Origin of the sequence: Ralstonia sp. Ralssp135, from assembly GCF_047304345.1 — a bacterium.
Taxonomy (GTDB): domain Bacteria; phylum Pseudomonadota; class Gammaproteobacteria; order Burkholderiales; family Burkholderiaceae; genus Ralstonia; species Ralstonia chuxiongensis.
This window is the reverse complement of record NZ_JBGLYZ010000046.1, coordinates 1-25,586: the sequence shown is the minus strand read 5'-3', so window position 1 is coordinate 25,586 and position 25,586 is coordinate 1. Positions and strand designations below refer to the sequence as shown.

The following is a 25,586-nucleotide window of genomic DNA, read 5'->3' as shown; positions in this document are numbered from 1 at the left end:
TTTGCTACGTCTACCAGACGCCCACGCGTTCCTGAGACCGAATACAGATCGATCCATAGGAGAAAACCATGCCACTCGTCTCGATGCGCCAACTGCTGGACCACGCCGCTGAAAACGGCTACGGCCTGCCGGCATTCAACGTGAACAACCTGGAGCAAGTCCAGGCTGTGATGGAAGCTGCCAAGGAAGCCGGCGCACCGGTCATCCTGCAGGCCAGCGCAGGCGCCCGCAAATACGCCGGCGAATCGTTCATCAAGCACCTGATCCAGGCCGCTGTCGAGGCTTATCCGGAGATTCCGCTGGTCATGCACCAGGATCACGGCCAAAGCCCGGCAATCTGCCAGGGCGCCATCGACCTGGGTTTCGGTTCGGTCATGATGGACGGCTCGCTGCGCGAAGACGGCAAGACCCCGGCCGATTTTGACTACAACGTCGACGTGACGCGCCGCGTGGTCGAGATGGCCCACAAGGTTGGTGTGACCGTTGAAGGCGAACTCGGCTGCCTGGGCTCGCTGGAGACCGGTATGGCCGGCGAGGAAGATGGCCACGGCGCGGAAGGCAAGCTCGACCACTCGTCCCTGCTGACCGACCCCGAAGAGGCTGCCCAGTTCGTCAAGGCGACCCAACTGGACGCGCTGGCCATCGCCATCGGCACCAGTCACGGCGCCTACAAATTCACGCGCAAGCCCACCGGCGACATCCTCGCCATCAGCCGCGTGAAGGAAATCCACGCCCGCATCCCGAACACCCACCTGGTGATGCACGGCTCGTCGAGCGTGCCGCAAGAACTGCTGGCCATCATCAACCAGTACGGCGGCAAGATGAAGGAAACCTACGGCGTGCCCGTCGAGGAAATCCAGGAAGCCATCAAGTACGGCGTGCGCAAGATCAACATCGACACAGACATCCGCCTGGCAATGACGGGCGCGGTGCGCAAGTTCCTGGCCGAAAACCCGGACAAGTTCGATGCCCGCGAATGGCTCAAGCCCGCCCGCGAAGCCGCCAAGCAAGTCTGCAAGGCGCGCTATATCGAGTTCGGCTGCGAAGGTCAGGCTGGCAAGATCAAGCCGATCGGCCTGTCTGTGATGGCGCAGAAGTACCAAAGCGGCGATCTGGCGCAAGTGGTGCAATAAGCATTTCGCGTCACATCTGGCAAACGGCTGGCACTGCGCCAGCCGTTTTGCATTGCATGGGCCACGTATAATGCTGGCCTTCCACGTTTTCTTCTCTCCTCTCGGGTTCCGCCGTGTCCGCCACCCCTGCATCCTCCGCCCTTTACGAATCGTCGATCACCAGCCTGCCGTTGCTCGGCCGTGGCAAGGTGCGCGAGAACTACGCTGTCGGCGACGACAAGCTGCTGATGGTCACCACCGACCGCCTCTCGGCGTTTGACGTGATTCTCGGCCAGCCGATTCCGGACAAGGGCCGTGTGCTCGCGCAGATGTCGGATTTCTGGTTCAACAAGCTGCGCCACATCGTGCCGACGCACGAGACGGGCATCGCCCCGGAAACCGTGGTGGCCCCGAATGAAGTCGACCAGGTGCGCGGCCGCGCCATCGTGGTCAAACGCCTGAAGCCGATTCTGGTGGAAGCCGTGGTGCGCGGCTACCTGGCTGGCAGCGGCTGGAAGGATTACCAAGCCACCGGCGCTGTCTGCGGCGTGCATCTGGCCCCCGGCCTGCAGAACGCGCAGAAGCTGCCCGAGCCGATCTTCACCCCCGCCGCCAAGGCAGAGATGGGTGAGCACGACGAGAACATCTCCTTCGATGAAGTCGAACGCCGCATCGGTCCCGCGCTGGCCGCGCAGATCCGCGACGTGAGCATCCGCCTGTACAAGGAAGCCTCCGACTTTGCTGCCACGCGCGGCATCATCATCGCCGACACCAAGTTCGAATTCGGTCTGGATGAAAACGGCACGCTCACGCTGATGGACGAGGCGCTCACCGCCGATTCGTCGCGCTTCTGGCCGGCCGATTCGTACCAGGTTGGCACGAACCCGCCGTCGTTCGACAAACAGTTCGTGCGCGATTGGCTCGAAGCCGTGCGCATCGATGGCAAGCCGTGGCCGAAGACCGCGCCGGCGCCGCAACTGCCCGCCGACGTGATCGAAAAAACCGCCGACAAGTACCGCGAAGCACTGACCCGCCTGACCGGTGAGTCCCTGCGTTAAACCGGAGCGATGACGATGACCGCACAGCAATCCGCCCCGCTCGTTGGCGTGGTGATGGGCTCCAGCTCCGACTGGGAAGTGATGCGCCACGCCGTCGACATGCTCACGCAGTTCGGCATTCCGTTCGAGGCGCAGGTTGTTTCTGCGCATCGCATGCCGGACGACATGTTCCGCTACGCCGAAGCCGCACGCGGCAGGGGTTTGCGCGCCATCATCGCTGGCGCGGGCGGGGCGGCGCACCTGCCGGGCATGATCGCCGCCAAGACGATCGTGCCGGTGTTCGGCGTGCCGGTGCCGTCCAAGTACCTGCGTGGCGAAGACTCGCTGCTCTCCATCGTGCAGATGCCCAAGGGCATTCCGGTGTCGACGTTCGCCATTGGCGAAGCCGGTGCCGCCAACGCAGCGCTGGCTGCCATCGCGACGATCGCCACCACCGACTCGGCCCTTGCCGACAAGCTCGAAGCCTTCCGCGCCCAGCAGACCGAAGTCGCGCGCGGCATGACGCTCCCTGTGCACGGCGCTTAAGTAACCTACGACCCGATTCATGGCCGACGACCTGAACCCGCGCCTGGCGCAAGCCCACACCGCGGAATCCCGCGCGCTGAACGTTCCCAACGCGATCCTGCCCGATGCCTGGCTTGGCATGCTCGGCGGCGGCCAGCTCGGCCGCATGTTCACGCACGCCGCGCAGGCGATGGGTTACAAGGTCTGCGTGCTCGACCCGGACCCGAATAGCCCCGCCGGCACCATCGCAGAGCGCCATCTGTGCGCCGGCTACACCGATGAAGCCGCATTGGCCGAGATGGCTGCGCTGTGCCCGGCCGTCACCACCGAGTTCGAAAACGTGCCGGCCATGGCGCTCGACCGCCTGGAGCAACTCGGCGCGTTCGTTGCGCCGCGTGCCAACTGCGTGTCGATCGCGCAGAACCGCATCGCCGAGAAAAAGTTCTTCGCGCTGTGCGCCGCACGCACCGGCATCCACCCGGCACCGAGCTGGGTGATCGAGCATGAAGCCGATATCGAACAACTGCCCGCCGACCTGCTGCCCGGCATCCTGAAGATTGCCCGCATGGGCTACGACGGCAAGGGCCAGGCGCGTGTCTCAACGGTTGAAGAACTGCGCGCTGCCTGGGGCGCCATGCAGCACGTGCCGTGCGTGCTGGAGAAGATGCTGCCGCTGGCGTACGAGGTGTCGGTGCTGGCCGCGCGCGGCGCTGATGGCACCACCGCCACTTGGCCGCTCGCCGAGAACGAGCACCGTGACGGCATCCTGTTTTCAACGACCATGCCCTCGCGCAGCGTGTCGGACGACATTGCCACGCGCACACGTGCCGCCGCGGCGATGATCGCCGAAGAAATGGGCTACGTCGGCGTGCTGTGCATCGAATTCTTCGTGCTGCAGGATGGCTCTCTGGTCGCCAACGAAATGGCGCCGCGTCCGCACAACTCCGGCCACATCACCATGGACGTGTGCGAGACCAGCCAGTTCGAGCAGCAGGTGCGCGCCATGGCCCGCCTGCCGCTGGGCAGCACGCGGCAGCATTCGCCGGGGCGCATGCTGAATGTGCTGGGCGACGTGTGGTTCGAATACGGCTTGGAGCGTACGCCCGCGTGGCACGAAGTGATGCGCCACAGCGGGGCGAAGGTGCATCTGTATGGCAAAGCCGACGCACGCCCAGGCCGCAAGATGGGCCACGTGAATTGCGTCGGCACCTCGCCGGAAGTGGTGGACGAAGCATTCCGCCATGCCGCGCACGTGCTGGGCCTGCAGCCCGCCTAAAGACGAGTCGCCCATGCCGCATCGGACCAAAACGCCCTACACCATGCCTTCCGCCGAACGCCTCGAAGAGGCTGCGCGCAAGCTGGAGGCGGGCGAACTGGTCGCCTTCCCGACCGAGACCGTGTACGGACTCGGCGCCGATGCCGAAAACCCGCAGGCCATCGCCAAGATTTACGCGGCCAAGGGCCGGCCGTCCAATCACCCCGTCATCGTGCACGTGGTGGATGGGGCCGATATTTCTTACTGGGCCGACGATGTGCCCGGCATCGCGCTGCAGCTCATCGAAGCCTTCTGGCCCGGGCCGCTCACGCTGATCCTGAAACGTGCACCGCACATCCCCGCAGCCGTGGCGGGCGGGCAGGACAGCATCGGGCTGCGTTGCCCGTCGCACCCGGTGGCGCAGGCGTTGCTCTCGCGCTTCAAGCGTGGGCGCGGCGGCATTGCGGCGCCGTCGGCCAACAAGTTCGGCCAGGTCAGCCCGACCACCGCACAGCACGTGCGAGACGAATTTGGCGATGCCGTGTTCGTGCTCGAGGGCGATGGCGTGGACGTGGGGATCGAATCGACCATCATCGATCTTTCGCGGCTGGATCAGGGCATTGGCCCCGTGCTGCTGCGCCCGGGCGCCATCACGCCCGAAGACATTGAACGCGTGACCGGCGAAGTGCCTGCGCTACCGGACGCCGCTGCGCCGCGTGCTTCCGGCACGTTGAAGGCGCACTACGCACCGCGTACGCCATTGCATCTGCTATCGGCTGCCGAGGTGCCCGCGCGCTTGGCTGCACTGCCCGCGGACAAGCGCATCGTGTGGCTTGGTGCCCCCGTGACACTACGTGATGGCTGCGACCAGCGCGTCGCGCCCGCCACACCCGCCGCCTATGCCAACGCGCTCTATGCGCTGTTGCGCGAACTCGATCGCGGCGCTTACGACGCCATCTGGGTGGAAACCCTAGCTGACACGCCCGCCTGGGCGGCTGTCAACGACCGCCTGCGTCGCGCGGCCGCCGCGTTCGAGACGGACCTCTAATTCTTACGGGGCGCGCGTTCTCCGTGCGCCCGGCAACCTCGCTACACTTGGGCGTTGTGTCGTTCCGAGTGCTTCAAACGCGCACGGCGAGGTTACGCACCGCGGCACCACAGACCAAAAAAATTCCACACGGGAGACAGACATCATGAAGTTGCGTCAATGGATGGGCGTCGTCGCTTCGGCGGCCCTGGCCTTGAGCCTGGCCGCTTGCGGCGGCGGTGAAAGCGATCAGAGCGGCAACCCCAACGTTGCCAAGGTGCAGCGCATGGTGGTATTCGGCGACAGCCTGAGCGACGCTGGCACCTACACGCCGGCAGCGGCTGCCGTGGGCGGCGGCAAGTTCACCACCAACCCCGGTCCGATCTGGGCGGAAACCGTGGCCGCACAACTCGGTGTGACGCTCACGCCGGCAGTGATGGGTTACGCCACCTCGGTGCAGACCTGCCCGAAACCTGGTTGCTTCGACTACGCGCAAGGCGGCTCGCGCGTGACCGACCCGAATGGCATTGGTCACAACGGTGGCGCTGGGGCGCTCACGTATCCGGTCAAACAGCAACTCGCCAACTTCTACGCGGCCAGCAACAACACGTTCAACGGCAACGACGACGTGGTGTTCGTGTTCGGCGGCAACAACGACATCTTCTACTGGGCTGCCGCTGTCGCGACACCCAACTCGGGTGTAACGCCGGCCATTGCTACCGCACAAGTGCAGCAGGCGGCGACCGATCTGGTCGGTTACATCAAGGACATGATCAGCAAGAACGCGACGCAGCTCTACGTGTTCAACCTGCCTGACAGCAGCCTGACGCCGCAGGGCGTGGCGGGCGGCGCGACAGGCCAGGCACTGCTGCATGCACTGGTGGGCGCGTTCAACACCACGCTGCAGACCGGTCTGGCCGGCACCAGCGCTCGCGTCATCGACTTCAACGCGCAGCTGACGGCCGTGATTCAGAACGGCGCGACGTTCGGCTTCAGCAACACCAGCGTGCCGGCGTGCGATGCGACCAAGATCAACGCACTCGTGCCGAGCGCGGGCGGCAGCTCGCTGTTCTGCTCGGCCAACACGCTTGTGGCCACGGGCGCCGATACGTCCTACCTGTTCGCAGACGGCGTGCACCCCACCACGGGCGGCCACCGACTGATCTCGAGCAACGTGCTGCAGCGCCTGCTGGCTGACGGTGTGACGCACTGATCGAGCACCACTGAGCAAAACGCCCGCGTGAAGCGGGCGTTTTTGTTTGTGGCGATGTTTTCCTACTTGGCGTCGGCCGTCGGCAGTGTCACGGCCAAGCGGGCCAGCGTGGCCTTGAGCACATCATTTTGCGGCGACATGGCAAGACCCTGCTTGAAGCAATCGTGCGCTTCGTCCGCGCGCCCCAACTTCCACAGCACTTCGCCCTTGTGTGCGAGGCCTTCCGCGCGTGCTTCGCGTACCGCGTCGTCGCTCGCTTCATAGTCGCCGTCGGGTTGCGTGAAGACGGCGATGGAGCGGTCGAACCACGTAAGCGCTTCGTCGTTGCGGCCGAGCCGGTATAGCGCCCAGCCCTTGCTGTCGAGGGCGAATGGGTCGTCCGGGTGCTTGGCCAGATAGGCATCGATCATCGACAGGCCGCGCTCCACGCGCAGGCCCGCGTCAACAAGTTCGTAGCCGTAGCTGTTGAGGCGGTCTTCCGGCACCGGCTGCAGATCAAGGGCGAGGTCGATGCGGGCATCATCTCGTGCGGCAATTGCCAGTGACATCAGCTTGCGCGCGATGCGGCTTTGCAAGTCTTCGCTGAGTGTCGCCGCGTTGGCCGTGAGCGTGCCGAGATACTGAGAATAGAGATCGGGTGCGCCCTGCGAGTTGCTGCTATCGGCGATCGCGCGGCCTTCGCCGGCGCACTAGGCGTCGTCGGCCCGCGTGAAAGTTACGGTGTTTTCAAGGTGCACGGTGCGCGACTCACGCGATTGCACGTAGGCGGTATAACCGCCGGCGCTGGAGTGGCCGCAGACCAGGTATTCGCCCACCACATCGATCAGATATGGATGCCCCTCGATGGGCGCGCCGCCGAGCGAATCGACCAGGCGGAACGATTCGCCGAGGTCGCCGTTACCGACGACGGGATTGAGCACCCAGCGTGCCGCCGCGTAATGTTTTGGCAACCGGACCTTGGTCGTACGCCCGGCGCCGTCGGTGGTGCCAAAGATCACGCTGTCGGTTTCGCCCACCTGCGGCGGCCTGCCGGCGATGGTGTGGCCGGGCAGGAACAGGCGGTAGCGCGCGTTGGGCATCGGGCGCCCGGTCGCAGAATCGATGAGCACGAATTGGTGGACCTGTGCGCCGCGCCCGAGAGTGGCATTCGGGGCGACCCAATCGCGCGCAGCGACTGGCAGGGCCGAGCAAAAAAATGCCGCGCCAAGCAGCGCGGCCGATAGACGGGAAAGCATGTTGTTGGGAGGGGGGGGCTGGCAAAAAAACTGGACGGCCCCATCATAGCCAAGCTGCTTCGCCCGGATGTTAAGAGTGCTTCATATGGATGCGTTGGCCAGTTGCCGTACGGCAAACCGGTACACCGCATCGACGTCGTTCAGATCCAGCACGACCAGGCCTTCGGGTGGTTGCACGGCGTCAGGCGCATCGGTGGCCACCGCCACCACGCCGCCAATCTCCGGCCACAGTGGCGGGCGGCCCAGCGAAGGGCGAAACACCTCGATTTTCGGGAAGGTGCTGCGCTTATAGCCTTCTACGATGACGAGGTCGGTGGCGGGGGAGAGCAGCGCCAGCACGTCATCAAGTTCGGGTTCCACGGCGTTGGTGTATTCGCGCATCAGCACGAGGCGTTCACCGCCCACGAGCACGACTTCGGCGCTGCCGGCTTCGCGCATACGGTATGAATCCTTGCCCTGTGAATCGAGATCGAAGCCGTGATGCGTGTGCTTGATGGCTGCGACGCGCCGCCCGTCGCGCACGAAACGGGCGATGAGCTGCTCGACGAGCGTGGTCTTGCCGCTGCCCGACGTGCCGGTGATGCCCAGTAATGCCTTGCGTGAACTCATCGCGGCGCGCCCTGATAAATCCATTGCAGCAGTGCGTCGTGTGCGGCCTGGCCGCCACTGGCGTTCGGGTGGTTGATCATGCTGACCACCACGAAACGCTGGCCGTCTTCGCCTTCCACGTAGCCCGCGATGGCGCGCACATCGTTGAGCGTGCCAGTCTTGATCTCGGCATTGCCCGCCACCCCGGCCCGTGTCAGGCGGTTGCGCATGGTGCCGTCCACGCCGACGACGGGCAGCGCATCGCGCAGCACGCCGCCGTTCGGGTTGGCGTCTGCCTGTTGCAGCAGGCGTCCCATGTTGCGTGCGCTGATGCGTTCGATACGCGACAGGCCCGAGCCGTTCTCCAGCACCAGCTCCGGCATCGTCAGGTTCTGTTTGGCAAGCCAGCGGTTGATGACCTCGGTCGATTGCCGCACCGATGCGGGCTTGCGGCCGATTTCCGCGCCGATCGTCAGGAAGAGCTGGCGCGCCATCACGTTGTTCGAATACTTGTCGATGTCATGCACGACCTCCGACAGCGGCGGGCCGTAGTGCGTGGCCAGCAAAACAGCCTGGCGCGGCACCTTGCCCTCGCGCAGGCCCGGCGTGAACCGGGTCGTGCCACCGGCTTGCTGCCACAGCGCCAGGAAGCCGCCCCAGATAAAGTCGGCATGCGTGAGCGCAGCGATATTGAAGACGCGTTCGCCGCACGCGGCGGCATAGCGGCCGTCAAAGCTGGCAAGCACATGGCCGTCGGTTTGCGTGGAGATGTTGGCGCCGGAGGTTGTCTTCCAGTCGCCGCAGCCGCCGCGCGTGGTGCGCAACTGATTGTCGATCTGCAATTGGGCCAGCGGCGGCGATACATCAATGTTGACCGCGCCATTACCGGCATCCGGCGACAGCGTGAACGTCAGCGTTTTGAACGAATACAGCAGCGCGTCGGGCGCGACGTTGTAGGCACGCGCGCTGTCACCGTCCAGCGGCGGTGCTTCCGACAGGCCGCCCTCGAAGTAGGTGCGATCCAGCACGATGTTGCCGGCCAGTTCGTCCACGCCGGCGCGGCGCACGTCGGTCACCAGCTTGACGAGTTCTTCGGGAATCAGCTTCGGATCGCCCTGGCCGCGCAGATACAGGTTGCCGTCGAGCGTGCCGTTGACGGGCTGTTTGTCGGCATACGCCGTCGTCTTCCAGCGAAAGTCCGGGCCCAGCAGGTCCAGCCCTGCGAAGGTTGTCAGCAGCTTCATGGTCGACGCCGGATTCATTCCGGTGTCGGCATTCCATTGCAGGATGGGTGTGGCGGTGCCGGTGCGGATCACGAACACGCTCACCGCATCCAGCGGGATATGTGCGCGCGCAAAGGCCAGCGCCACGTTGGCGGGCAATCCGGCGGGGTTGTGCGCAGCTTGGCGAGCTTGCGCGGCGGTGGCGCGCGGTGCCGCGTGGGCCTTGGCCTTCTTGGCGTGGGCCAGCGGCGAAGCCGCAATGGTCAAAAGCACAGCGCAGGCGAGCGCACTGCGCGACAGATTCAGCAAACGGGTCGGACGAATTCGGGCCATCGGCGGGGGGCAGAGTGGAGCGCAGACAAGTGCGCCAAGTGCAGACGCAGGCATGTTAACGCAGCGGCCCCCCACTTCGGCCGACAAGCAATAGGGCGTTCACCGCCCAATTCTTTAAGAATCGCCAGCGTGTGACGGTTCAGTCATTGGCGGCGATGCGCTTGTGCATGTCGGCCGTGACCGATTGGCGCGTGCCGGCGTAGTCGGCCCATGGGTCGTCCTTGAGCTTGGACAGCCGCTCCGGAAGTGTGCGTAGCGTCCACTGGGCAGACGATTGCAGCGCCTCCAGCTCTTCATGGCGGATCGGCACCGACACCGGCAGCCCCGTCCGCGCACGCACCGAATACGCCGCCACTGTGCTTGCGCCGCGGTTGTTGCGCAGATAGTCGATGAAGATTTTTCCCACGCGGTTCTGCGGCCCCATCTTGGCGACAAAGCGGTCAGGAAAAGTCGCCGCCATGTGCTGCACCACGGCTTGCGCGAAGGCTTTGAGCGTGTCCCAGCCGGCGGCCTCACGGCGCGTGAGTGGCACCACCACGTGCATGCCGTGCCCGCCGCTCGTCTTTAGGAACGCCTTCAGGCCGAGTTCATCGAGCAGCGCAAGCGTGAGCTGCGTGGCCTCGATCACGCGCGCGAAGGGCAGTGCCGGGTCCGGGTCGATATCGAAGACGATGCGGTCGGGCTGTTCGATGCGGTCGGCCAGTGCATTCCACGTGTGGAATTCCACCGTGCCCATCTGCACCGCACCGACCAGGGCTTCCGCCGAGTTGATCGCCAGCAGCGACGGGTGCCCCGGGTCGAGCGACGGGTCCAACTGCGTGATGCCCTGCAGTTTGAGTGCGGCGGAATGCTTCTGAAAGAAGCGCTCGCCGTCGATGCCATCGGGCGCCCGTACGAGCGACGTCGGCCGGTTGCGCAGATGCGGCAGCATCCATTCGACCACGCCTGCGTAATACCGCGCCAGGTCGGCCTTGGTGGTACCGCTGGCTTTCTCGATCACGCGATCCGGATGCGTGACATCCACACCTGCGATGCGTTCGGCACCGGGGCGCACCTTGCGTTCGGGGGCATTCACGGCGCGGGTCTCCTTGCGGGCGGCGGCACTGGGCGGTTTGGCTTTTTCACGCACGATGTTGCGCGCGGGTTTGTCGTCGCGCAAACCTTGGAACACCGCCTGCCGCACGATGCCTTCGCGCGTCCATTCGGCAAAGGCGATTTCCGCCACGCGTTCGGGCTTCACCCATTGCACGTCGCGCGCATCGCTGCCGGTGGGCGGGTCGGCGAAGGGCGGCGTGTCGACGGTCAGACCGGTCAGTTCGTGATGCAATGCGTGCAGACTTGTCTCGTTGAACCCGGTGCCGACACGGCCCGCATAGCGCAGCGTGCCCGCGTCGTCATACACACCGAGCAGCAGGGCGCCAAAGCCGCTGCGGCTGCCCTTGGGCGCGCTGTAACCGCCGATCACGAATTCTTGCCGCTGCCCACATTTAAGCTTGATCCATGCTGGGCTTCGGCCGGCGCGATACGGCGCATCGGCGCGCTTGCCGATCACACCTTCGAGCGACATGCTGCACGCAGAAGACAGCAAGTCTTCGGGCGCCGCGTTGAAAGTGCCTGAGAACAGCACCGCATCGCGGTCCAGGTCGCCCGGGGCCGCATCGAGAATGCGTTGCAGCAGCGCCCGTCGTTCGCGCAACGGCACACCGCGCAAGTCCATGCCGTTGCAGAACGGGATGTCGAACAGGTAATAGGCAATGTGTTCGGCATGCGCTGTTTCGAAGGCGTTCTGCAGCGCCTGGAAGTCGGGCACGCCGCGTTCGCCCATCACCACGACTTCGCCGTCGAGCCACGCCTCACGCAGGCCCAACGCATTCAGCGTGCGCGCCTGGCGCGGCAGTTTGGCTGTCCAGTCACGGCCGTTGCGGCTGAACAGGCGCACGGTGGTGCCGTCGATGCGCGCAAGGATGCGGTAGCCGTCGAACTTCACTTCGTAGTCCCACTCGCCTTGCGCGGGCGGCCCATCGACCAGTGTGGCGAGTTGCGGCTCCAGCGTTCTGGGCAGCGTGCCGGGCATAGCCCCGGAGGGCGGCTGCACTTGTGCCGGTTCGGCACGCTCGGTCCCGCCGTCATCGGCCCTGGCCTTTACTTTGGCCTTGGGCTTTGCGCCAACGTTCTCTCCGGTGATCACGCTGGCGGGCAGGGCCTGTGTCACGTCGTAGTCGCTGGATGCGCGCACCTGGTCGTCCCGTTCCTTGATCAGCAGCCACTGTTCTTTCGGATGTCTGCCCGTGCCGTGCAAGTGCGTGCGCACGAGCGCCCACGCACCGTGGAGCTTCTCGCCGTCGAGATCGAATTTGAGCTTGCCGTCGCGGTACGCCTTGCGCGGATCGCCATGCGGGCGCCAGGTGCCGCGGTCCCACACGATCACGTCGCCACCACCGTATTGGCCTTCGGGGATGTGGCCTTCGAAATCCGCGTAGTCCAACGGATGGTCTTCAACATGCACGGCGAGGCGCTTGTCGGCGGGGTCGAGGCTGGGGCCTTTCGGAACGGCCCAACTCTTGAGCGTGCCGTCGAGTTCAAGCCGGAAGTCGTAGTGCAGCCGTGTGGCGTCGTGCTTCTGGATCACGAAGTGTAGGGCGCCATCGTCATGTCGCTCATCGGCTTTGCGGCGTGCGCCCGCCGGTTCCTGTGTCTGCGTGAAATCGCGCTTGCGGCGGTAGTCGGCGAGATGGCGTGGCATGGCGTCGGCTCCGTCGTGTTATGCGCGCTTGCGCGTGGCCGTCTTGCGCGCCGTTTTGGCGGCGGCTTTGCGTGGTGCACGCTTGCGCGGGGCGGGTTCGTCTTCCGCGTCGTCGTTTGATGCATCCTTTCCCTTACCGCGCTTGGCAAGGCTCTGGCGAAGCAGGTCGGTCAGGTCGATCACGTTGCCGGCACGCGGTGCGGCGTGCTCGGCCTCCATCGGCTCGACGGATTCCGTGCGGCCTTCGCGCACCTTGCGATCAACCAGCGCAAGGATGTCGTCGCGGAAGGTGTCGTGGTATTCGGCAGGGTCCCACGTGCCGCTCATGTCGTCGATCAGCTTTTCAGCCATGTCGATTTCCTTGGCCGTGAGCTTGGCGGCCTTGGCACCTTCTTCCGGCACGTCGAGTTCGGACCAGTCGCGCACCTCGTTGGACCAGCGCAGCGTATGCAGCACAAGCACGGGCCCCATGGGAATCAACGCTGCCAGATGCTGCTTGGTGTGCAGCACCACGTTGGCAACGCCGATCTTTTGCGAGCGCGTCAGCGCCTCGCGCAGCAGTGCATAGACTTTTTCGCCGCGCCGGTCGGGTGCGAGAAAGTAGGGCGTATCGAGATAAAGAAACGGAATCTCCGCCGCATCGACGAAGGTCAGCAGATCGACTGTTTGCGTCGAGACCGGGTTGGCGGCGCGGATGTCCTCGTCGGTGAGGATCACGTAGCGGTCTTTCTCGTAGGCGTAGCCGCGCACGATCTGCTCGCGCGGCACCTCTTTGCCGGTGGTTTTGTTGATGCGCTTGTAGCCGACGCGGTCCATCGTGCGGCGGTCGAGCCAGTCGAAATCGAGATCGTCGCTGCGGGTGGCCGGATACAGCGCAACGGGAATGTGAACGAGGCCGAAGCTCACGGCGCCCTTCCAGATCACGCGGGGCATGGCAGGTCTCCCGATGCGGTGGATTCGAGCGTGGTGACGCAAGCCGCATACCTGCCTGGTGCGGGGCGGCGTCATACGCTCATCAGCCCGGCGCGGTAGCATGGTGCCTTTGCGGCGCAGCACGTTTGCGCCGCGCGTTTCTCCCAGCTGTCCTTCATGTCTTCCGAATACGTCCAATCTACCGGCGCGTTGCAGCCCCGCCGGCTTCCCCTGTCGGCCCGCGCGGCGACGATGGCTCTCTTTTTCGCCAACGGTGCAACGTTTGCGACCTGGGGCATTCACATTCCTACGGTGAAGGCGCGTTTCGGATTGTCCGAGGCGTCGCTGTCGCTGGCGATGTTCATGGTGGCCGCCGGCGCCATCGTCGCGATGAAGTTTGCGGGCAAGTGGGCCGCGCGCGTCGGCACGCGGCGCGCGAGTGTGCAGGGCGGTGTGGCATTTGGTGTTATCACCGCGCTCCTCATGCTGATGCCGAGCTACCCCACGCTGTTGGCCGTGCTGCTGCTGTTCGGCATCACCAACGCGGGTTTCGATGTGGCCATGAACGCGCAGGCCGCCACGGTAGAGGCCAATCATCACAAGCCGATCATCTCGTCGCTGCACGGTATGTTCAGCCTGGGCGGCATGGTGGGGGCGGCCGTGGGCGGCGTGCTGCTGGAACTTGGCGTGCCGCCGGCGGTGCACTGCGGCGGCATGGCGCTCGTCACCATGGCGGCTGCCTTGTGTGCGGGCCCCTTCATGCTGCCCGACCACGTGCATGCAGAAGGCGAATCCGCACATCCGACCACGGGCCGCACGCTGTTCCTGCTCGGTGTGCTGGCCTTCCTGGGGCTGGTAGGCGAAGGTGCGATGTACGACTGGACGACCGTGTACATGCGCGAGATCGCCCAATCTCCGGAAGCCGTCGCCAGCGCGGGGTACGCAGCATTTTCAGGCGGGATGGCGCTCGCGCGTTTCGGCGGCGATTTCGCACGCGGGCGCTGGGGCAACATGCGCGTGCTTGGCGGCAGTGGCGTGCTGGCAACGGGGGGCATCCTGCTAGCTTTGTTGTGGCCAGCGCCGATTGCTGTCCTGACAGGCTTTGCACTGATGGGCGTGGGCGCCGCCAACATGGTGCCGATCTTCTTCATCACCGCGTCGCGCCTGCCGGGCGTGCCGGCCGCCGAAGGCATTGCTGCCGTGGCGCGCTTTGCCTACGTGGGCTTGCTGATCGGCCCGGTCATCATCGGGTTGATTGCCCATCGCTCCGACCTGCGCTGGGGCCTGTCGGTGGTGGCGCTCACCATGGCGTTGATTGCGGTGTTAGGCCCGCGTGCGATCCGCCAGCCGGAACGTCGCTGATCGGCCTGAACTTCAGCTCCCAACTGCCCAAAAAATATGCAGTTTCTGTGCGTTGACTTTCCTGTGCGCTTGCCATAGCTTACGACGAGGAGAGGGGTTTCCCGGCGCCGTCGCCAACGTGCCAGTTGCGCACGACATCGGGATGCGTTCAAAACGAGGCTGCTCCATTTGAATTGATCAGCCCAAACGACCCATAGGAAAGGAGCTTCAGATGCCGTACAAACGTCTTACCCTCGTGACAGCAGTAGCTGTCGTAGCAGCCATCGGCACCGTGGCCCACGCGCAGACTGACCAGAAGAAGTTCGACCCCTATAGCCAAGGCGCAAAAGTCGGCGACAAGTTCGATCCGTACCAGCAGGGTGCGAAGGCCGGCGACAAGTTCGACCCGTATTCGCAAGGCGCCAACAAGAACGACAGCACCGCCAGCGCGCTCAATCCCGGCGCCCAGCCGGCCAATGTCGAGAAGGGCAAGTACGACACGTACACCCAGGGCGCCAAGGCCGGTGAGAAGTTCGATCCGTATAGCCAGGGCGCCAAGGCCGGCGGCAAGTTTGACTCGTACAGCGAGGGCGCCAACAAGAAGGACGCGCCCAAGCAGTAAGCCCGTGCCGATCGGGTTCATGAAGACGCTGATGCATCGCCCGATGCATCGGCGTTTTTCTTTATGGAGCGCCGCCGTAGCCGTGGCCGGGATTGCATTGGCGTTGCCTGCGCAGGCAGCAGGGCTGTGCTCCGCGCCGTGGGTGCACGACGGTAGCCGCGTGCGCCTGGACGGCAACGGCAAGACGCCGATGATCGTCGAGTTCACCCTGCATGACGTCAATCGCGACATGCAGGACGGCTGCGAAATCGGTCTGCACATCTACGCCAAATCGGGCCTCGTGGCGCTGGGTGGCCGGCCCATCGAGACGGTGCAGGAGCACCAGCTATTGGTGGACGAGGCTGGCGTGGTCACGCGCATTGTCAGCATCAACGGCCGGGTTTTTGCGCAAAGCGAACATGCCGATCTGATCGGCACCGTGAGCACTGCCATTTCCGGCATGTTCCTGTATGGCGCCGGCCTGGCGCCCGAAGCCCAAATGCTGCCGGGCGATACGTACGAATCCAGCTTCGATTTCGATGTGGTGTCACCGCGCCTGGGGATCTCCGTCGGGCGCATGCGGGCCGAGCGCGCCAAGGTGGAGGTGTCGGAGCGAGAGGTGGGGCCGCCACAGCCGATGGACACCGTGGTCGGCCAGTTGCAGTGCCGGCCGATCCGCTACACGCGCACGGCGCGCCTCGGTGTGCTGCGGCTGGGCAATGAAACGCTCGAGCCCGACCCCACCGTTGCGCACATCACCGATTGGTACTGCCCAGAAGCGGCCGTCGTGATGCGCCAGGAGGTTGAGCAACACGGCCAGACGCAGGTGATCGACGTGGTCGAACTCAAGCGCTGAGCGCGCTCTGCGCTGCGTCGAAATCTTCCGTGCTCCCATCAAACCGGTACACACGTGCCACCGTAAACGGCGCTTCTGGCGCAGGCTGCGAGAACAACGCGATGTGATCGATGGGCATGGAGGCTGGCAGCACCACGCGCGTGGCTTCCAATGCGCGATAACACGCAAGCTGCTCGGCATGGTCTAGCCGGCCGGTCAGCGTGATGTGGAACGTGAACGTACCAAACACATACGGATAGCCCCAGCGCTGCAGATGGTGCTCTTGCGCATCCGACAGGCCCGCACGACGACGGCGCGCGAGTTCAGCGGGCCGCGGCGCTGCGCGAAAGACGTCGAACTCGGCGACGCACGCATCGGCGAACTCGTGGAGCGAGTCGCGCGCAGGGTCGCCATGACGCAGCCGCCAAGCCAGGAAGCCGCGCAGCGTCTGCAAGGCCGGCTCGATCGCGAAGGTTTGCTGCTGCTGCGCGAAGCGGCGCAGCGCGGCGTCCAGCTCGTCGACCGAGCGATCGCTTGCCAGGTGGAAAGGCGGTTTGAACGTGGCGTGCAGGCCGTACTGGCGCGGCGCTTCAGTCCAGCGGTCAAGCGTGGCGAGATCGATCCCGGCTTCGCTGAGAAACGCCTCGCGCTCATCGGCAGCGATGGCGGTGTTGGAGCGGGCGCAGCGGCCGAGCCAGCGCGTGCCCAGGCCGTACCAGGGCTCGGGCGGCAGCAGGTAGAGCGCATACCGCCAGGCTGACGGTAAAGATGCCAGCGCTTGTTCCATGGTGTTGCTCAGCCGATTAGCGGCAACTGCCCGGCGGCATGGCGCAGCCGTCCACCCACCACGGCCGCCACCACACGCGGCAGGCCCGGGCGGCGGTCATCCACCACGATGGCGTCGGCGCGCAGGCCAGTCGCCAGCACGCCGCGATCCTTCAGGCCAGCGGCTTCGGCCGGGTTGGCCGCCACCAGCGCCCAGGCCTCCACCAGCGGCACCACACCGCGCTCGGCCAGCTTGAACGGCGCGGCCAGCAGCGCGGGGTAGTAATAGTCGGATGCCAACACGGTGCCCAGGCCCGCGGCCACCATGGCGGTCGCATCGGGTGCGCCGTTATGGCTGCCGCCGCGCACGACGTTGGGCGCACCGAAGACGACATGTCCGCCATGCGCACGTGCCGCCTGCGCGACATCCTCGGTCAACGGAAATTCGGTGACGGTGCAGCCGTGCGCGTGGAACGTGTTGCGGGTGGCAATGTCGGGCTCGTCGTGTGACGCCATGCAGATGCCGCGTTGCTGCGCCGCCCGCGCGAGCGTGCCGGTCACCTCGGCGAGTCTCGTGGCGTTGACTGCGGCGGCATTCAGACGGGCGAGGAACGTGTTGATGTCGCACTCGGCCCGATCGGCGTATTGTGCGAGCTTGCGCGCGTCGCCCAGCTTGTCCCGCATCCCCGGCAGGTGATCGTTGAACGACAGGAAGTGCACGCGACCAGCGTCCATCCAGCCGAGCGCATCGGCAACCCCGTCAGCGTGATGCAATTCGAAGCGCAGATGCATCAGGTGCTGGGCTCCCAGATGCGGGCGCATGGCGTCGAGGGTCTCCAGCATGCGCAGCGCGTAGGGTCGGCCGCGCAAGCCGCCTTCCCAGGAATAGGTAACGCCGTGGAATTCGGTGGTGATGCCGCAGGCCAGCAATTGGCCGTCAACGTCGGCCAGCGCGGTTTCGTAAGGGAAGGCCACGCCGGGGCGCGGCATGACCGCGCGTTCGAAGGCATCGCCGTGCAAGTCGACGATACCGGGCAGGACGAGCAGGTCGCCGCAGTCGATCATGCCGCGCGTCGGGTTGGCGTCACAAGCGGCAATCTGCCCATCTCGGAACTGAACGGCAGCTTCCGCCAGCCCTTCTGGCAGCAGGGTACGTCGCGAAATCAAGCCGGCCACGTGGCTGACGGAAGACGAAAACGATTGCATAAGGCCCAGGTGCGAGAAGTGCGCAGAGACGTCGTGCGGGCATTGTGCCGCAACTGGCGTGCCGCTTAGCCGCACATCCGCCATTTGCCCCACCCTGAAGAGGGGAGAGCCAGCCAAACGCCTTAACTTTCCTGACACATTGGTCGATATCTTGAAAAACAACCCAGATATGGACGCCACCTCTGCTGAGCGGCCTGACCGTCCCGAACCGGATGTGATCGATCAGGACAGCCCCAGGCCGTTGCCGCTCGCTGATGACCGTTACGAAGCGCTTGTCCGGCAAATGCCGGATGCGCTGTACATCGTGGCGGACGACATTATCGTTTTCGTCAACGAGGCGGGCGTTCGGCTGTTTGGCGCGCAAACGGCGCGCGACATCGTGGGCCGCGAGCTGGATGAATTTGTCCACGACAATTCGACGCACCTCGCCCGTCAGCGCCGGGAGTGGATGGTTGAGCACAACGCGGGCTTGCCGCCTGTCGAGCAGACCTTGCTGCGTTGCGATGGCACGCCCGTGGAAGTCGAGGTGCTTTCCGCGCCGGTGCAGCTTGGCTGGCGCACCGCCATCCAAGTGGTGGCGCGCGACATCACGCAGCGCAAGCAGGCCGAACAGGCCCTGCGCGAATCCGAAGCCAATTACCGGGCGCTGGCCGCCGAAACCGCGCGCGCCAAGGAATTGCTGCGCTGCGAAAAAACCGTGCTGGAACTCAGCTCGCGCAACGTGCCGCTTCCGGATCTGCTGGCCGAGGTGTGCCGGCTGGTGGAGGTGCTGCTTGACGACGGCGCGAAGTGTTCCGTGCTGCTCAGTGGTGACGGCGAGCACATCACGCAGGCCGTGGCACCGTCGCTGCCTTTCATACTCTCGCAGTTGCTGGTTGGGATCGCGCTCGGTCCTTCGGTCGGTTCGTGCGGGACGGCCATGTTCCTGAACAAGACCGTGGTGGTGGAAGACATCGACGCCGACCCGCTATGGGATGGCTACCGCGATATCGTTGCGCCGCTGGGCCTGCGCGCGTGCTGGTCCACGCCCATCCGCGGCGACAACGCGCAGATGATCGGCGCGATGGGCATCTACTACGACACCCCGCGTGCGCCCACGCGCGATGCCATGGGGCTGCTCGACGGCATTACCGACATCATCGGCGTGGCCGTGCAGAAGGCGCATATCGCTCGCGATCTGCAGGAGAGCGAAGAACGCTACCGCCTGGCCGTCGACAACCTGACCGAAGGCATCGTTGTGCAGGCGGCGGACGGCACCATCCTCGCGTGCAACCCGAGCGCACGCCGGATTCTTCGAGCGGGCAACGTGTCGCCCGTTGGCACCAGCCATCTGACGCTGATGCGCCGTTCGTTGCGCGAAGACGGCAGCGAGATCCCGCTCAATGAACGCCCAACGCGCGTGGTGTTGGCCACCGGCCGGCCGCTGCTAGGCTTGACCGTCGGCCTGGAGCTGGTGGACGGCGACATCGTGTGGGTGCACGAAAACGTGCTGCCCATCGTGCGCCCCGGCGACGACACTCCGTCGGCCGTCCTCATCTCGTTCAACGATATTGGCCCCGCGCGTGCGGCTCAGCAGCAGCTCACTTTCCTCGCGCAGCGTGACGCGCTCACCGGCTTGTACAACCGCGCATATTTCTCGCAGCGCATGCAGGCGGTGATGGAGCAGGCGGCCAGTCAGGCCAACGAAGCACGCCAGGTCGCTGTGCTTTTCCTCGATCTGGATGGCTTCAAGAAGGTGAACGACACAGCCGGCCACGAAGCCGGTGACCACCTGCTGCGCATCGTCGCGCAGCGCTTGTCCGCCTGCGTGCGCCAGAGCGATACGCTGGCGCGCCTGGGCGGCGATGAGTTTGTCGTGCTGCTCGACAACGTGCGTTCCTTAGGAGAAGCCGAGCGCCTGGCCAAGCGGATCGTCCATTCGATCGCGCAGCCGTTTTCGACGAGCGGCACGGAGTATTACCTGGGCGCGTCGATTGGCATCGCGGTGTACCCGGAGCACGGCAACGATGCCGCCACGCTGCTGCGCTGTGCGGATGCCGCCATGTACAACGCCAAGCAGAACGGCCGCAACCAGCATCGCGTCTACACCGCGCGCCTGTCGCAGCGTGCGCAACGGCGCTTCCAGTTGGAATACCACCTGCGCCGCGCGCTGTCAGCGGGCGAGCTGTCGCTGCGTTTCCAGCCCATCGTCGATGCCACGTCGATGGACATCGTCGGCGCTGAAGTGCTGCTGCGCTGGCACAGCACCGAACTGGGCGAAGTGTCGCCTGCCGAGTTCATTCCCGTGGCGGAAGATGCCGGGCTTATCGGCGACATCGGCGAATGGGTGCTGGCGCAAGCGTGCCGTCAAGCCGCGCATTGGCGCGCCACGTGCATGCCGGAGTTCTTTGTCGCCGTGAATCTGTCGCCGCGCCAGTTTGGCGAGGGGCTCGTGCCGACCATCTCGCGCTGCCTGACCGAAGCGGGTTTACCCGCGAGCGCGCTGGAGATGGAGATTACCGAAGGTCTGCTCATGCGCGACACCGCCGCCGTGATGCCGATGCTCGACGCGCTCACGGCGCTGGGTATTCGCATCTCGATCGACGATTTCGGCACGGGGTATTCGTCGCTGTCGTATCTGCAGCGCTTCCCGATCGACAACCTGAAAGTGGATCGCTCGTTCGTCTCGGGCATTCCGCGCCATCGTGATTCGGTGGTGATCTCGCGCGCCGTGGTCGCGATGGCCGCGTCGCTGGACATGACCGTCACGGCAGAGGGCGTCGAGACGCTGGAGCAGGCCGAGTTCCTGCAAGCAGCCGGGTGCGACAAGTTGCAGGGCTTCCTGTTCGGCCCCCCAATGACGGCCGCCGCCTACGAGGCCCGGCTGCGTCGCGACCGTTCCGCCCAGGCGTAGTGCTGCGCAAGGCGCATGTAATGCCCGCGTAAGGCGGGACGGGTAGCGTCGCTCAAGCGCGCGCCGCCCGCGCCGATACTCCCCATAGAGGGTTGCTTCGCCACCAGCGCGAGCGCATACACAACAACATCTGGAGACCACCGCACGTGAAGCCATTTGCCTGGGGCCGCGGCCCGAAAGCCCCTCCCGAACTTGTCGCCCGTATTGCGGAAGAGGCCGGCCGCGTGGGCATGGGCATCTGCGAGGTGTCCGGCAATGTGGAAGACGTGGCCGTGCGGCTGCGCCGGCAGGCCGATGTGTTCGATCAGTTGCGCAATGCTGCCGACGTCACCATGCGCGGCAACCACGACATCGCCGTGGCGGCGCGGCATGCGCGCGAAGTCGCCTCGCATGCCAGCGAGGAGGTGAGCGGCTCGCGTGCAACGGTCGATGCATCGCTGCGCGACATTCGCGAGCTTGCCGTTGGCGTGGCGAGCATGGAGCAGCAGATTGCTGCGCTGCGTGAAGCGCTGATCCAGGTCGCACAGGCGTCCGAGCAGATTTCGCAGATTGCCAGGCAGACCAATCTGCTGGCGATCAACGCCGCCATTGAAGCCGCGCGCGCGGGTGAATCGGGCCGCAGCTTTGCCGTCGTTGCGGGTGCGGTGAAGCAGCTCGCAGGACAGACCGCCGAAGCCACGCAGCGTATCGAAACCACCTTGGCGGATTTGTCCGGCCAGACCGACAAGTTGATCGGCGACAGCAGCGCGAACGTGGCACGCGCCCAGCGGGTGGATACCGGCACGCAGGCGATTGGCGCGGTGATTGGCGTGGCGGGCGAGGCCATCGCGCGCTTTGACGTCGAGGCGACGAGCATTGCGGAATCCACTGCAGCCATTGAAGGTGAATGCGCGTCGCTTGCGCGTGAGGTGGATGCTATGGCCGAGGGTGTGAAGCAATCGAGCCACAACATCGACAACGCGCAACGGCAGCTTTCCGGGTTGCTGGGGGCGTCGGAAACGTTGATCCGGTTGACGGCGTCAACCGGTGTGCAGAGCGCCGATACGCCGTTCATCGAAGCGGTGCAGGCCGCGGCGGGCAAGATCAGTGCGCTGTTTGAATCGGCGCTGGCGCGGGGCGATATCAGCGAGGGCGACTTGTTCGACCGCGCCTATGAGCCGGTGCCGAATACCGATCCGCCGCAGCATATGGCGCGGTTTACGGTGTTCACGGATCGCGTGCTGCCTCCGGTGCAGGAGCCTTTGCTCCAGCTTGATCCTCGCGTGGTGTTCTGTGCAGCGGTGGACACGAACGGCTATCTGCCGACGCACAACCTGAAGTTCTCGCAGCCGCAGGGCGGCGACCCGGCTTGGAATGCTGCCAATGGCCGTAACCGCAGGCTGTTCACCGATCGCACGGGGCTTGGGGCTGCGCGCAATACCGAAGCATTTTTGTTGCAAACGTATCGTCGCGACATGGGCAACGGGACGTTTGCGATGATGAAGGATGTATCGGCGCCGATTTACGTCAAGGGCCGCCACTGGGGTGGCGTTCGGATGGGGTACAAGGTGGCCGGTTAAGGTCCGTAACGCCGGGGTTGGGGTTCCGAACTTCTCTGATGGGGTTCGGAACGGCATTGCTGACGTTCGGAACCGCATCCGTGGGGTTCAGAACTGCATTTGTTGGGTTTGGACCTTGGCCCCTTGGCGTTCGGAACGCCGTGAATGGGGTTCGGAACCGCTTTGGACGCGTTCGGAACCTCATCAGTGGGGTTTCGGACTGCGTTGATGGGGTTCAGAACGTCGAGGGGTGGGGTTTGGAACTTCGTGGGTGGGGTTTCGGACCTTGCTGGCGGGGTTTTTGTTGGTGGTGCATCCCTTGTTTCATCCCCTGCCGGGGCTGACTTACTTTCTTTGTCTTGCCAAAGAAAGTAAGCAAAGAAAGGCGCGCCCGAGATGGCGACCCATTCCTTGAATTTATGTCGCAGGGAGGGAAGGGAGGCAAACTCGCTGCGCTCAGACAGGCCTCCCTTCTTTTTCCTCCCTGCGACAGAAATTCAAGGCGCCATCTAGGGCAGGGTACGGCCGAACCATCGCGGCGCTGGGGTTGGCGCCACGATGCTTCGTCTGCGTAAGTGCTTAGTGTTTGCGGGTGCCCAGAATGACCAGCACGGCGGCGCCCAGCTCGAGAGCGGCTACGAAGTAGAGGCCGGCGGAAAGGTGGCCTGTGTTCGTCTTCAGCCAACCGATCATGTACGGCGCGACGAAGCCGGCTAGGTTGCCGATGGAGTTGATGAGGGCGATGCCGCCTGCGGCTGCGGTGCCGGCCAGGAACACGGCCGGGATCGACCAGAACACCGGGAAGGCGGCGAGGATGCCGACGGCGGCGACCGTCAGCGAGATCAGTGCGAGCACTGGCGATCCGAGCATTGCGCCTGTTGCGACCAGGCCGGCGGCTGCGATGACGGCTGCAATGGCGCAGTGCATGCGGCGCTCGCCGGTGCGATCGGAATGCGCGCCGTTCCACACCATCGCAATCGTGCCAGCGATGAACGGAATGGCGGAGATCAGGCCGATGTGGAAATTGCCTTGCACGCCCAGCTCTTTGATGATCGACGGCGTCCAGAACGCAATGGTGGCGTTGCCGCTGACCACGCAGAAGTAGATCGCTGCGCAGATCCACACGCGAGCATTGGCCAGTGCGGCGCCAAACGAGGCGTGCTTGGCAGGGTCGCGGTTCTCCACTTCAACGGCGCGCACGACGGCGTCTTGTTCTGCAGCGGAAAGCCATTTGGCCTGGCGAGGCGTTTCGGGCAGCCACGCAAGCACGGCAAAGCCGGCCAGCACCGACGGAATGCCCTCGAGCAGGAATAGCCATTGCCAGTTGGCGAGGTGGCCGACGCCTTCCATGCGGCTCATGATGAAGCCGGCAACGGGGCCGCCCACGACGCCCGCAATCGCAAACGAGGTCATGAACAGACCATTGATGCGTGCGCGGTGTGCGGAGGGAAACCAGTACGTCAGATACAGCACCACGCCCGGGAAGAAGCCCGCTTCAAAAATCCCTAGCAGGAAGCGCATCACGTAGAACGAGGTGGGCGTCTTTACGTAGATCATCGCCATCGAGGCCAGGCCCCACAGGATGGTGATACGCGCCAGCGTCTTGCGTGCGCCGATCTTTTCCAGCAGCAGGTTGCTCGGCACTTCAAACAGAAAGTAGCCGATGAAGAAGATGCCGGCGCCCAGGCCGTACACCGCTTCGCTGAACTGCAGATCCTGCAGCATCGAGAGCTTGGCGAAGCCGACGTTGACGCGGTCGATCCACGCGAGGATGAACAGCACCACCAGGAACGGCACCAGGCGGTACGCTATGCGGCGGTAGGTGACATCCAGCTCGGTGCTGGGGAGCGGGCGGCTGGCCGGATCCGTTGGGGTGGCCGCCAGGGCTTGGGTTTGCGACATGGTTTCCTCCAATAGCGTGTGAGGGCGCCGGCGCTTCGTGTGCTGCTGTGTTGCACGAAACGCAGGCATGAGTTGGGCCCGGCGCGTCTGCAGCGCGCCTTTTGACTTGGCTTGGGAAACCGCCTGCGCGGCCCGGGCGCAGGCGGGGAATGTGCTGGTTAGTCGATCAATGCCGCAGGGCAGCCTCCACCGCCCGGCCAACGCGCAGGATGCGTGCGTCGTCGTTGGCGAGACCGCAGAGCGACAGGCCGACCGGCAGTTCGCCAGCGGCGTGTACGGGCAGCGTCAGCGCGCAGCCATCCAGGAAATTGATCACGCTCGGATTGCGCAGCGCGAGTGCGTTGGTGCGGAAGAACTGGGCGTCATCCGCTTCGAGCGGTGCGACCTCGGGCGGCACGATGGCAACCGTCGGCATCAGCCATGCATCGAGGTTGCCCAGGCGCTTGCGTGCGGCGGCAATCATGCGGGCGCGCGCGTTGATCACGTCGATGTATGCGGCCGCGCCCATTTGTTCACCACGGCGGATGCGCGTGGCGACGCGCGGGTCGTACTGGGCTTCCGCACGCGCGAGCAGCGAGCGATGCCATGCCCACGATTCCGCCGCCGAGAAGCCGCCGCCGCTGTTGATCTCGGGCAGTTGCAGCAGCTCGGGAAATTCAAAACGCACGATGTGCGCACCGGCACGTTCGAGCTGTTCAACGGCGCGGTTGAATGCAATGGCGACCGTGTTGTCGAGGTCCGCGCCGACAAAGTCCTGTGTGATGCCAAAACGCAATCCGGCCAGGGGCACAGCGGTGGTGTCGAATTCGTCGTGGTCAGACTCGCCGCTCAGCACGGCATCGACGATGGCGCAGCAGTCGACCGAATTGGCGAGAGGGCCGCCCGAATCGAGCGATGTGGACAGCGGCACGCCGCCTGTCATCGGCACACGGCGCGCGGTGGGTTTGAAGCCGGTCAGATTGCAGAACGCCGACGGAATGCGGATCGAGCCGCCGGTGTCCGTGCCCAGCGCCGCCACGGCCATGCCACCCGCAACAGTGACGGCACCGCCCGACGTGGAGCCGCCCGCCGCACGCGCGCCGTCTGCCGGCGTGCGCGGTGTGCCGTAGTGCGGGTTCAGGCCCAGGCCCGAGAAGGCGAATTCGCTCATGTTGGTGCGGCCGAGCAGCACGGCTCCGGCTGCTCGCAGGCGCGCAACGGCAGCGGCATCGGCAGCGGCGCGCGGCTGATGGGCCAGGGCGCGCGAACCGGCTGCCGTCACCTGGCCGGCCACATCAAACAGATCCTTGATCGACACGGGCA

The 25,586-nt window shown here is 65.2% G+C and carries 21 protein-coding genes; 11 read left to right on the top strand and 10 right to left on the bottom strand.

Going from position 1 to position 25,586, the window contains the following annotated elements; all coding sequences use genetic code 11:
• Positions 1–68: 68 nt before the first annotated feature.
• From fba to ACCD03_RS22560, 6 genes are all read left to right on the top strand, one after another.
• Positions 69–1,133, top strand: a complete 1,065-nt coding sequence (gene fba / locus ACCD03_RS22585) for a class II fructose-bisphosphate aldolase (protein ID WP_024976542.1) — start codon at positions 69–71, stop codon at positions 1,131–1,133.
• A gap of 113 nt (positions 1,134–1,246) precedes the next feature.
• A complete protein-coding gene (locus ACCD03_RS22580) occupies positions 1,247–2,170 on the top strand; it encodes a phosphoribosylaminoimidazolesuccinocarboxamide synthase (protein WP_413412949.1) in 924 nt (307 codons plus the stop codon).
• Positions 2,171–2,185: 15 nt separating this feature from the next.
• A complete protein-coding gene (gene purE, locus ACCD03_RS22575; protein WP_012761264.1) occupies positions 2,186–2,695 on the top strand; it encodes a 5-(carboxyamino)imidazole ribonucleotide mutase in 510 nt (169 codons plus the stop codon).
• A gap of 19 nt (positions 2,696–2,714) precedes the next feature.
• Positions 2,715–3,950, top strand: a complete 1,236-nt coding sequence (locus ACCD03_RS22570; RefSeq protein WP_413412948.1) for a 5-(carboxyamino)imidazole ribonucleotide synthase — start codon at positions 2,715–2,717, stop codon at positions 3,948–3,950.
• Positions 3,951–3,963: 13 nt separating this feature from the next.
• Positions 3,964–4,977, top strand: coding sequence for an L-threonylcarbamoyladenylate synthase (locus tag ACCD03_RS22565; protein WP_413412947.1), 1,014 nt, complete (start codon positions 3,964–3,966; stop codon positions 4,975–4,977).
• 145 nt (positions 4,978–5,122) lie between these two features.
• Positions 5,123–6,169 (top strand): SGNH/GDSL hydrolase family protein, encoded by a 1,047-nt coding sequence (locus tag ACCD03_RS22560; RefSeq protein ID WP_413412946.1) that lies wholly within the window; start codon positions 5,123–5,125, stop codon positions 6,167–6,169.
• Between the two features lie 62 nt (positions 6,170–6,231).
• Here ACCD03_RS22560 and ACCD03_RS22555 read toward each other — a convergent pair whose 3' ends face one another.
• The 6 genes from ACCD03_RS22555 to ACCD03_RS22530 form a co-directional block, all read right to left on the bottom strand.
• Entirely contained in the window at positions 6,232–6,744 is a 513-nt protein-coding gene (locus ACCD03_RS22555) for a tetratricopeptide repeat protein (RefSeq protein WP_413412945.1), read from the bottom strand.
• A 114-nt stretch (positions 6,745–6,858) separates the two neighbouring features.
• On the bottom strand, positions 6,859–7,404 hold the full coding sequence (locus tag ACCD03_RS22550; protein WP_413412944.1) for a hypothetical protein: 546 nt from the start codon (positions 7,402–7,404) through the stop codon (positions 6,859–6,861).
• An 81-nt stretch (positions 7,405–7,485) separates the two neighbouring features.
• Positions 7,486–8,013, bottom strand: a complete 528-nt coding sequence (gene mobB / locus ACCD03_RS22545) for a molybdopterin-guanine dinucleotide biosynthesis protein B (RefSeq protein ID WP_413412943.1) — start codon at positions 8,011–8,013, stop codon at positions 7,486–7,488.
• Entirely contained in the window at positions 8,010–9,548 is a 1,539-nt protein-coding gene (dacB, locus tag ACCD03_RS22540; RefSeq protein WP_413412942.1) for a D-alanyl-D-alanine carboxypeptidase/D-alanyl-D-alanine-endopeptidase, read from the bottom strand. Before dacB ends, mobB begins: the two co-directional genes overlap by 4 nt.
• Before the next feature lie 139 nt (positions 9,549–9,687).
• The gene (gene ligD, locus ACCD03_RS22535) at positions 9,688–12,291 is read right to left on the bottom strand and encodes a DNA ligase D (protein ID WP_413412941.1); all 2,604 of its coding nucleotides are present in this window, start codon (positions 12,289–12,291) and stop codon (positions 9,688–9,690) included.
• An 18-nt stretch (positions 12,292–12,309) separates the two neighbouring features.
• On the bottom strand, positions 12,310–13,224 hold the full coding sequence (locus tag ACCD03_RS22530) for a Ku protein (protein ID WP_413412940.1): 915 nt from the start codon (positions 13,222–13,224) through the stop codon (positions 12,310–12,312).
• Positions 13,225–13,380: 156 nt separating this feature from the next.
• On the opposite strand from ACCD03_RS22530, the gene ACCD03_RS22525 reads away from it, so the two are divergent.
• The 3 genes from ACCD03_RS22525 (at position 13,381) to ACCD03_RS22515 (ending at position 16,001) form a co-directional block, all read left to right on the top strand.
• Entirely contained in the window at positions 13,381–14,565 is a 1,185-nt protein-coding gene (locus tag ACCD03_RS22525) for an MFS transporter (protein WP_413412939.1), read from the top strand.
• 211 nt (positions 14,566–14,776) lie between these two features.
• A complete protein-coding gene (locus ACCD03_RS22520; RefSeq protein ID WP_413412938.1) occupies positions 14,777–15,166 on the top strand; it encodes a hypothetical protein in 390 nt (129 codons plus the stop codon).
• 19 nt (positions 15,167–15,185) lie between these two features.
• On the top strand, positions 15,186–16,001 hold the full coding sequence (locus ACCD03_RS22515; protein ID WP_413412937.1) for a hypothetical protein: 816 nt from the start codon (positions 15,186–15,188) through the stop codon (positions 15,999–16,001).
• On the opposite strand, the gene ACCD03_RS22510 is transcribed toward ACCD03_RS22515, so the two are convergent.
• Both ACCD03_RS22510 and ACCD03_RS22505 read right to left on the bottom strand, forming a co-directional pair.
• The gene (locus ACCD03_RS22510; protein WP_413412936.1) at positions 15,991–16,767 is read right to left on the bottom strand and encodes a DUF1045 domain-containing protein; all 777 of its coding nucleotides are present in this window, start codon (positions 16,765–16,767) and stop codon (positions 15,991–15,993) included. The two genes, ACCD03_RS22515 and ACCD03_RS22510, sit on opposite strands and share 11 nt — an antisense overlap.
• An 8-nt stretch (positions 16,768–16,775) precedes the next feature.
• Complete coding sequence (locus ACCD03_RS22505) at positions 16,776–17,951, bottom strand: alpha-D-ribose 1-methylphosphonate 5-triphosphate diphosphatase (RefSeq protein ID WP_413412935.1); 1,176 nt, start codon at positions 17,949–17,951, stop codon at positions 16,776–16,778.
• Positions 17,952–18,120: 169 nt separating this feature from the next.
• Here ACCD03_RS22505 and ACCD03_RS22500 point away from each other — a divergent pair, with 169 nt between their 5' ends.
• Together ACCD03_RS22500 and ACCD03_RS22495 are read left to right on the top strand one after the other, a co-directional pair.
• The gene (locus ACCD03_RS22500) at positions 18,121–20,844 is read left to right on the top strand and encodes an EAL domain-containing protein (protein ID WP_413412934.1); all 2,724 of its coding nucleotides are present in this window, start codon (positions 18,121–18,123) and stop codon (positions 20,842–20,844) included.
• Between the two features lie 146 nt (positions 20,845–20,990).
• Positions 20,991–22,403, top strand: a complete 1,413-nt coding sequence (locus tag ACCD03_RS22495) for a methyl-accepting chemotaxis protein (RefSeq protein WP_413412933.1) — start codon at positions 20,991–20,993, stop codon at positions 22,401–22,403.
• 558 nt (positions 22,404–22,961) lie between these two features.
• On the opposite strand, the gene ACCD03_RS22490 is transcribed toward ACCD03_RS22495, so the two are convergent.
• Both ACCD03_RS22490 and ACCD03_RS22485 read right to left on the bottom strand, forming a co-directional pair.
• Positions 22,962–24,284 carry an MFS transporter gene (locus ACCD03_RS22490; protein ID WP_045203657.1) on the bottom strand — a complete coding sequence of 441 codons (1,323 nt, stop codon included), beginning with the start codon at positions 24,282–24,284 and terminating at the stop codon, positions 22,962–22,964.
• 166 nt (positions 24,285–24,450) lie between these two features.
• Positions 24,451–25,586, bottom strand: a 1,136-nt coding sequence (locus ACCD03_RS22485; RefSeq protein WP_413412932.1) for an amidase, incomplete at its 5' end; no start/stop codon positions are given.

Bases quoted from the DNA above. Each gene is read 5' to 3' on its own strand.
- ACCD03_RS22560 (WP_413412946.1), top strand. From the start codon at position 5,123: ATGAAGTTGCGTCAATGGATGGGCGTCGTCGCTTCGGCGGCCCTGGCC.
- ACCD03_RS22530 (WP_413412940.1), bottom strand. From the start codon at position 13,224: ATGCCCCGCGTGATCTGGAAGGGCGCCGTGAGCTTCGGCCTCGTTCAC.
- ACCD03_RS22510 (WP_413412936.1), bottom strand. From the start codon at position 16,767: ATGGAACAAGCGCTGGCATCTTTACCGTCAGCCTGGCGGTATGCGCTC.
- mobB (WP_413412943.1), bottom strand. From the start codon at position 8,013: ATGAGTTCACGCAAGGCATTACTGGGCATCACCGGCACGTCGGGCAGC.
- purE (WP_012761264.1), top strand. From the start codon at position 2,186: ATGACCGCACAGCAATCCGCCCCGCTCGTTGGCGTGGTGATGGGCTCC.
- fba (WP_024976542.1), top strand. From the start codon at position 69: ATGCCACTCGTCTCGATGCGCCAACTGCTGGACCACGCCGCTGAAAAC.
- ACCD03_RS22525 (WP_413412939.1), top strand. From the start codon at position 13,381: ATGTCTTCCGAATACGTCCAATCTACCGGCGCGTTGCAGCCCCGCCGG.
- ACCD03_RS22490 (WP_045203657.1), bottom strand. From the start codon at position 24,284: ATGTCGCAAACCCAAGCCCTGGCGGCCACCCCAACGGATCCGGCCAGC.
- ACCD03_RS22565 (WP_413412947.1), top strand. From the start codon at position 3,964: ATGCCGCATCGGACCAAAACGCCCTACACCATGCCTTCCGCCGAACGC.
- ligD (WP_413412941.1), bottom strand. From the start codon at position 12,291: ATGCCACGCCATCTCGCCGACTACCGCCGCAAGCGCGATTTCACGCAG.
- dacB (WP_413412942.1), bottom strand. From the start codon at position 9,548: ATGGCCCGAATTCGTCCGACCCGTTTGCTGAATCTGTCGCGCAGTGCG.
- ACCD03_RS22500 (WP_413412934.1), top strand. From the start codon at position 18,121: ATGGACGCCACCTCTGCTGAGCGGCCTGACCGTCCCGAACCGGATGTG.
- ACCD03_RS22505 (WP_413412935.1), bottom strand. From the start codon at position 17,951: ATGCAATCGTTTTCGTCTTCCGTCAGCCACGTGGCCGGCTTGATTTCG.
- ACCD03_RS22570 (WP_413412948.1), top strand. From the start codon at position 2,715: ATGGCCGACGACCTGAACCCGCGCCTGGCGCAAGCCCACACCGCGGAA.
- ACCD03_RS22515 (WP_413412937.1), top strand. From the start codon at position 15,186: ATGAAGACGCTGATGCATCGCCCGATGCATCGGCGTTTTTCTTTATGG.
- ACCD03_RS22520 (WP_413412938.1), top strand. From the start codon at position 14,777: ATGCCGTACAAACGTCTTACCCTCGTGACAGCAGTAGCTGTCGTAGCA.
- ACCD03_RS22550 (WP_413412944.1), bottom strand. From the start codon at position 7,404: ATGCTTTCCCGTCTATCGGCCGCGCTGCTTGGCGCGGCATTTTTTTGC.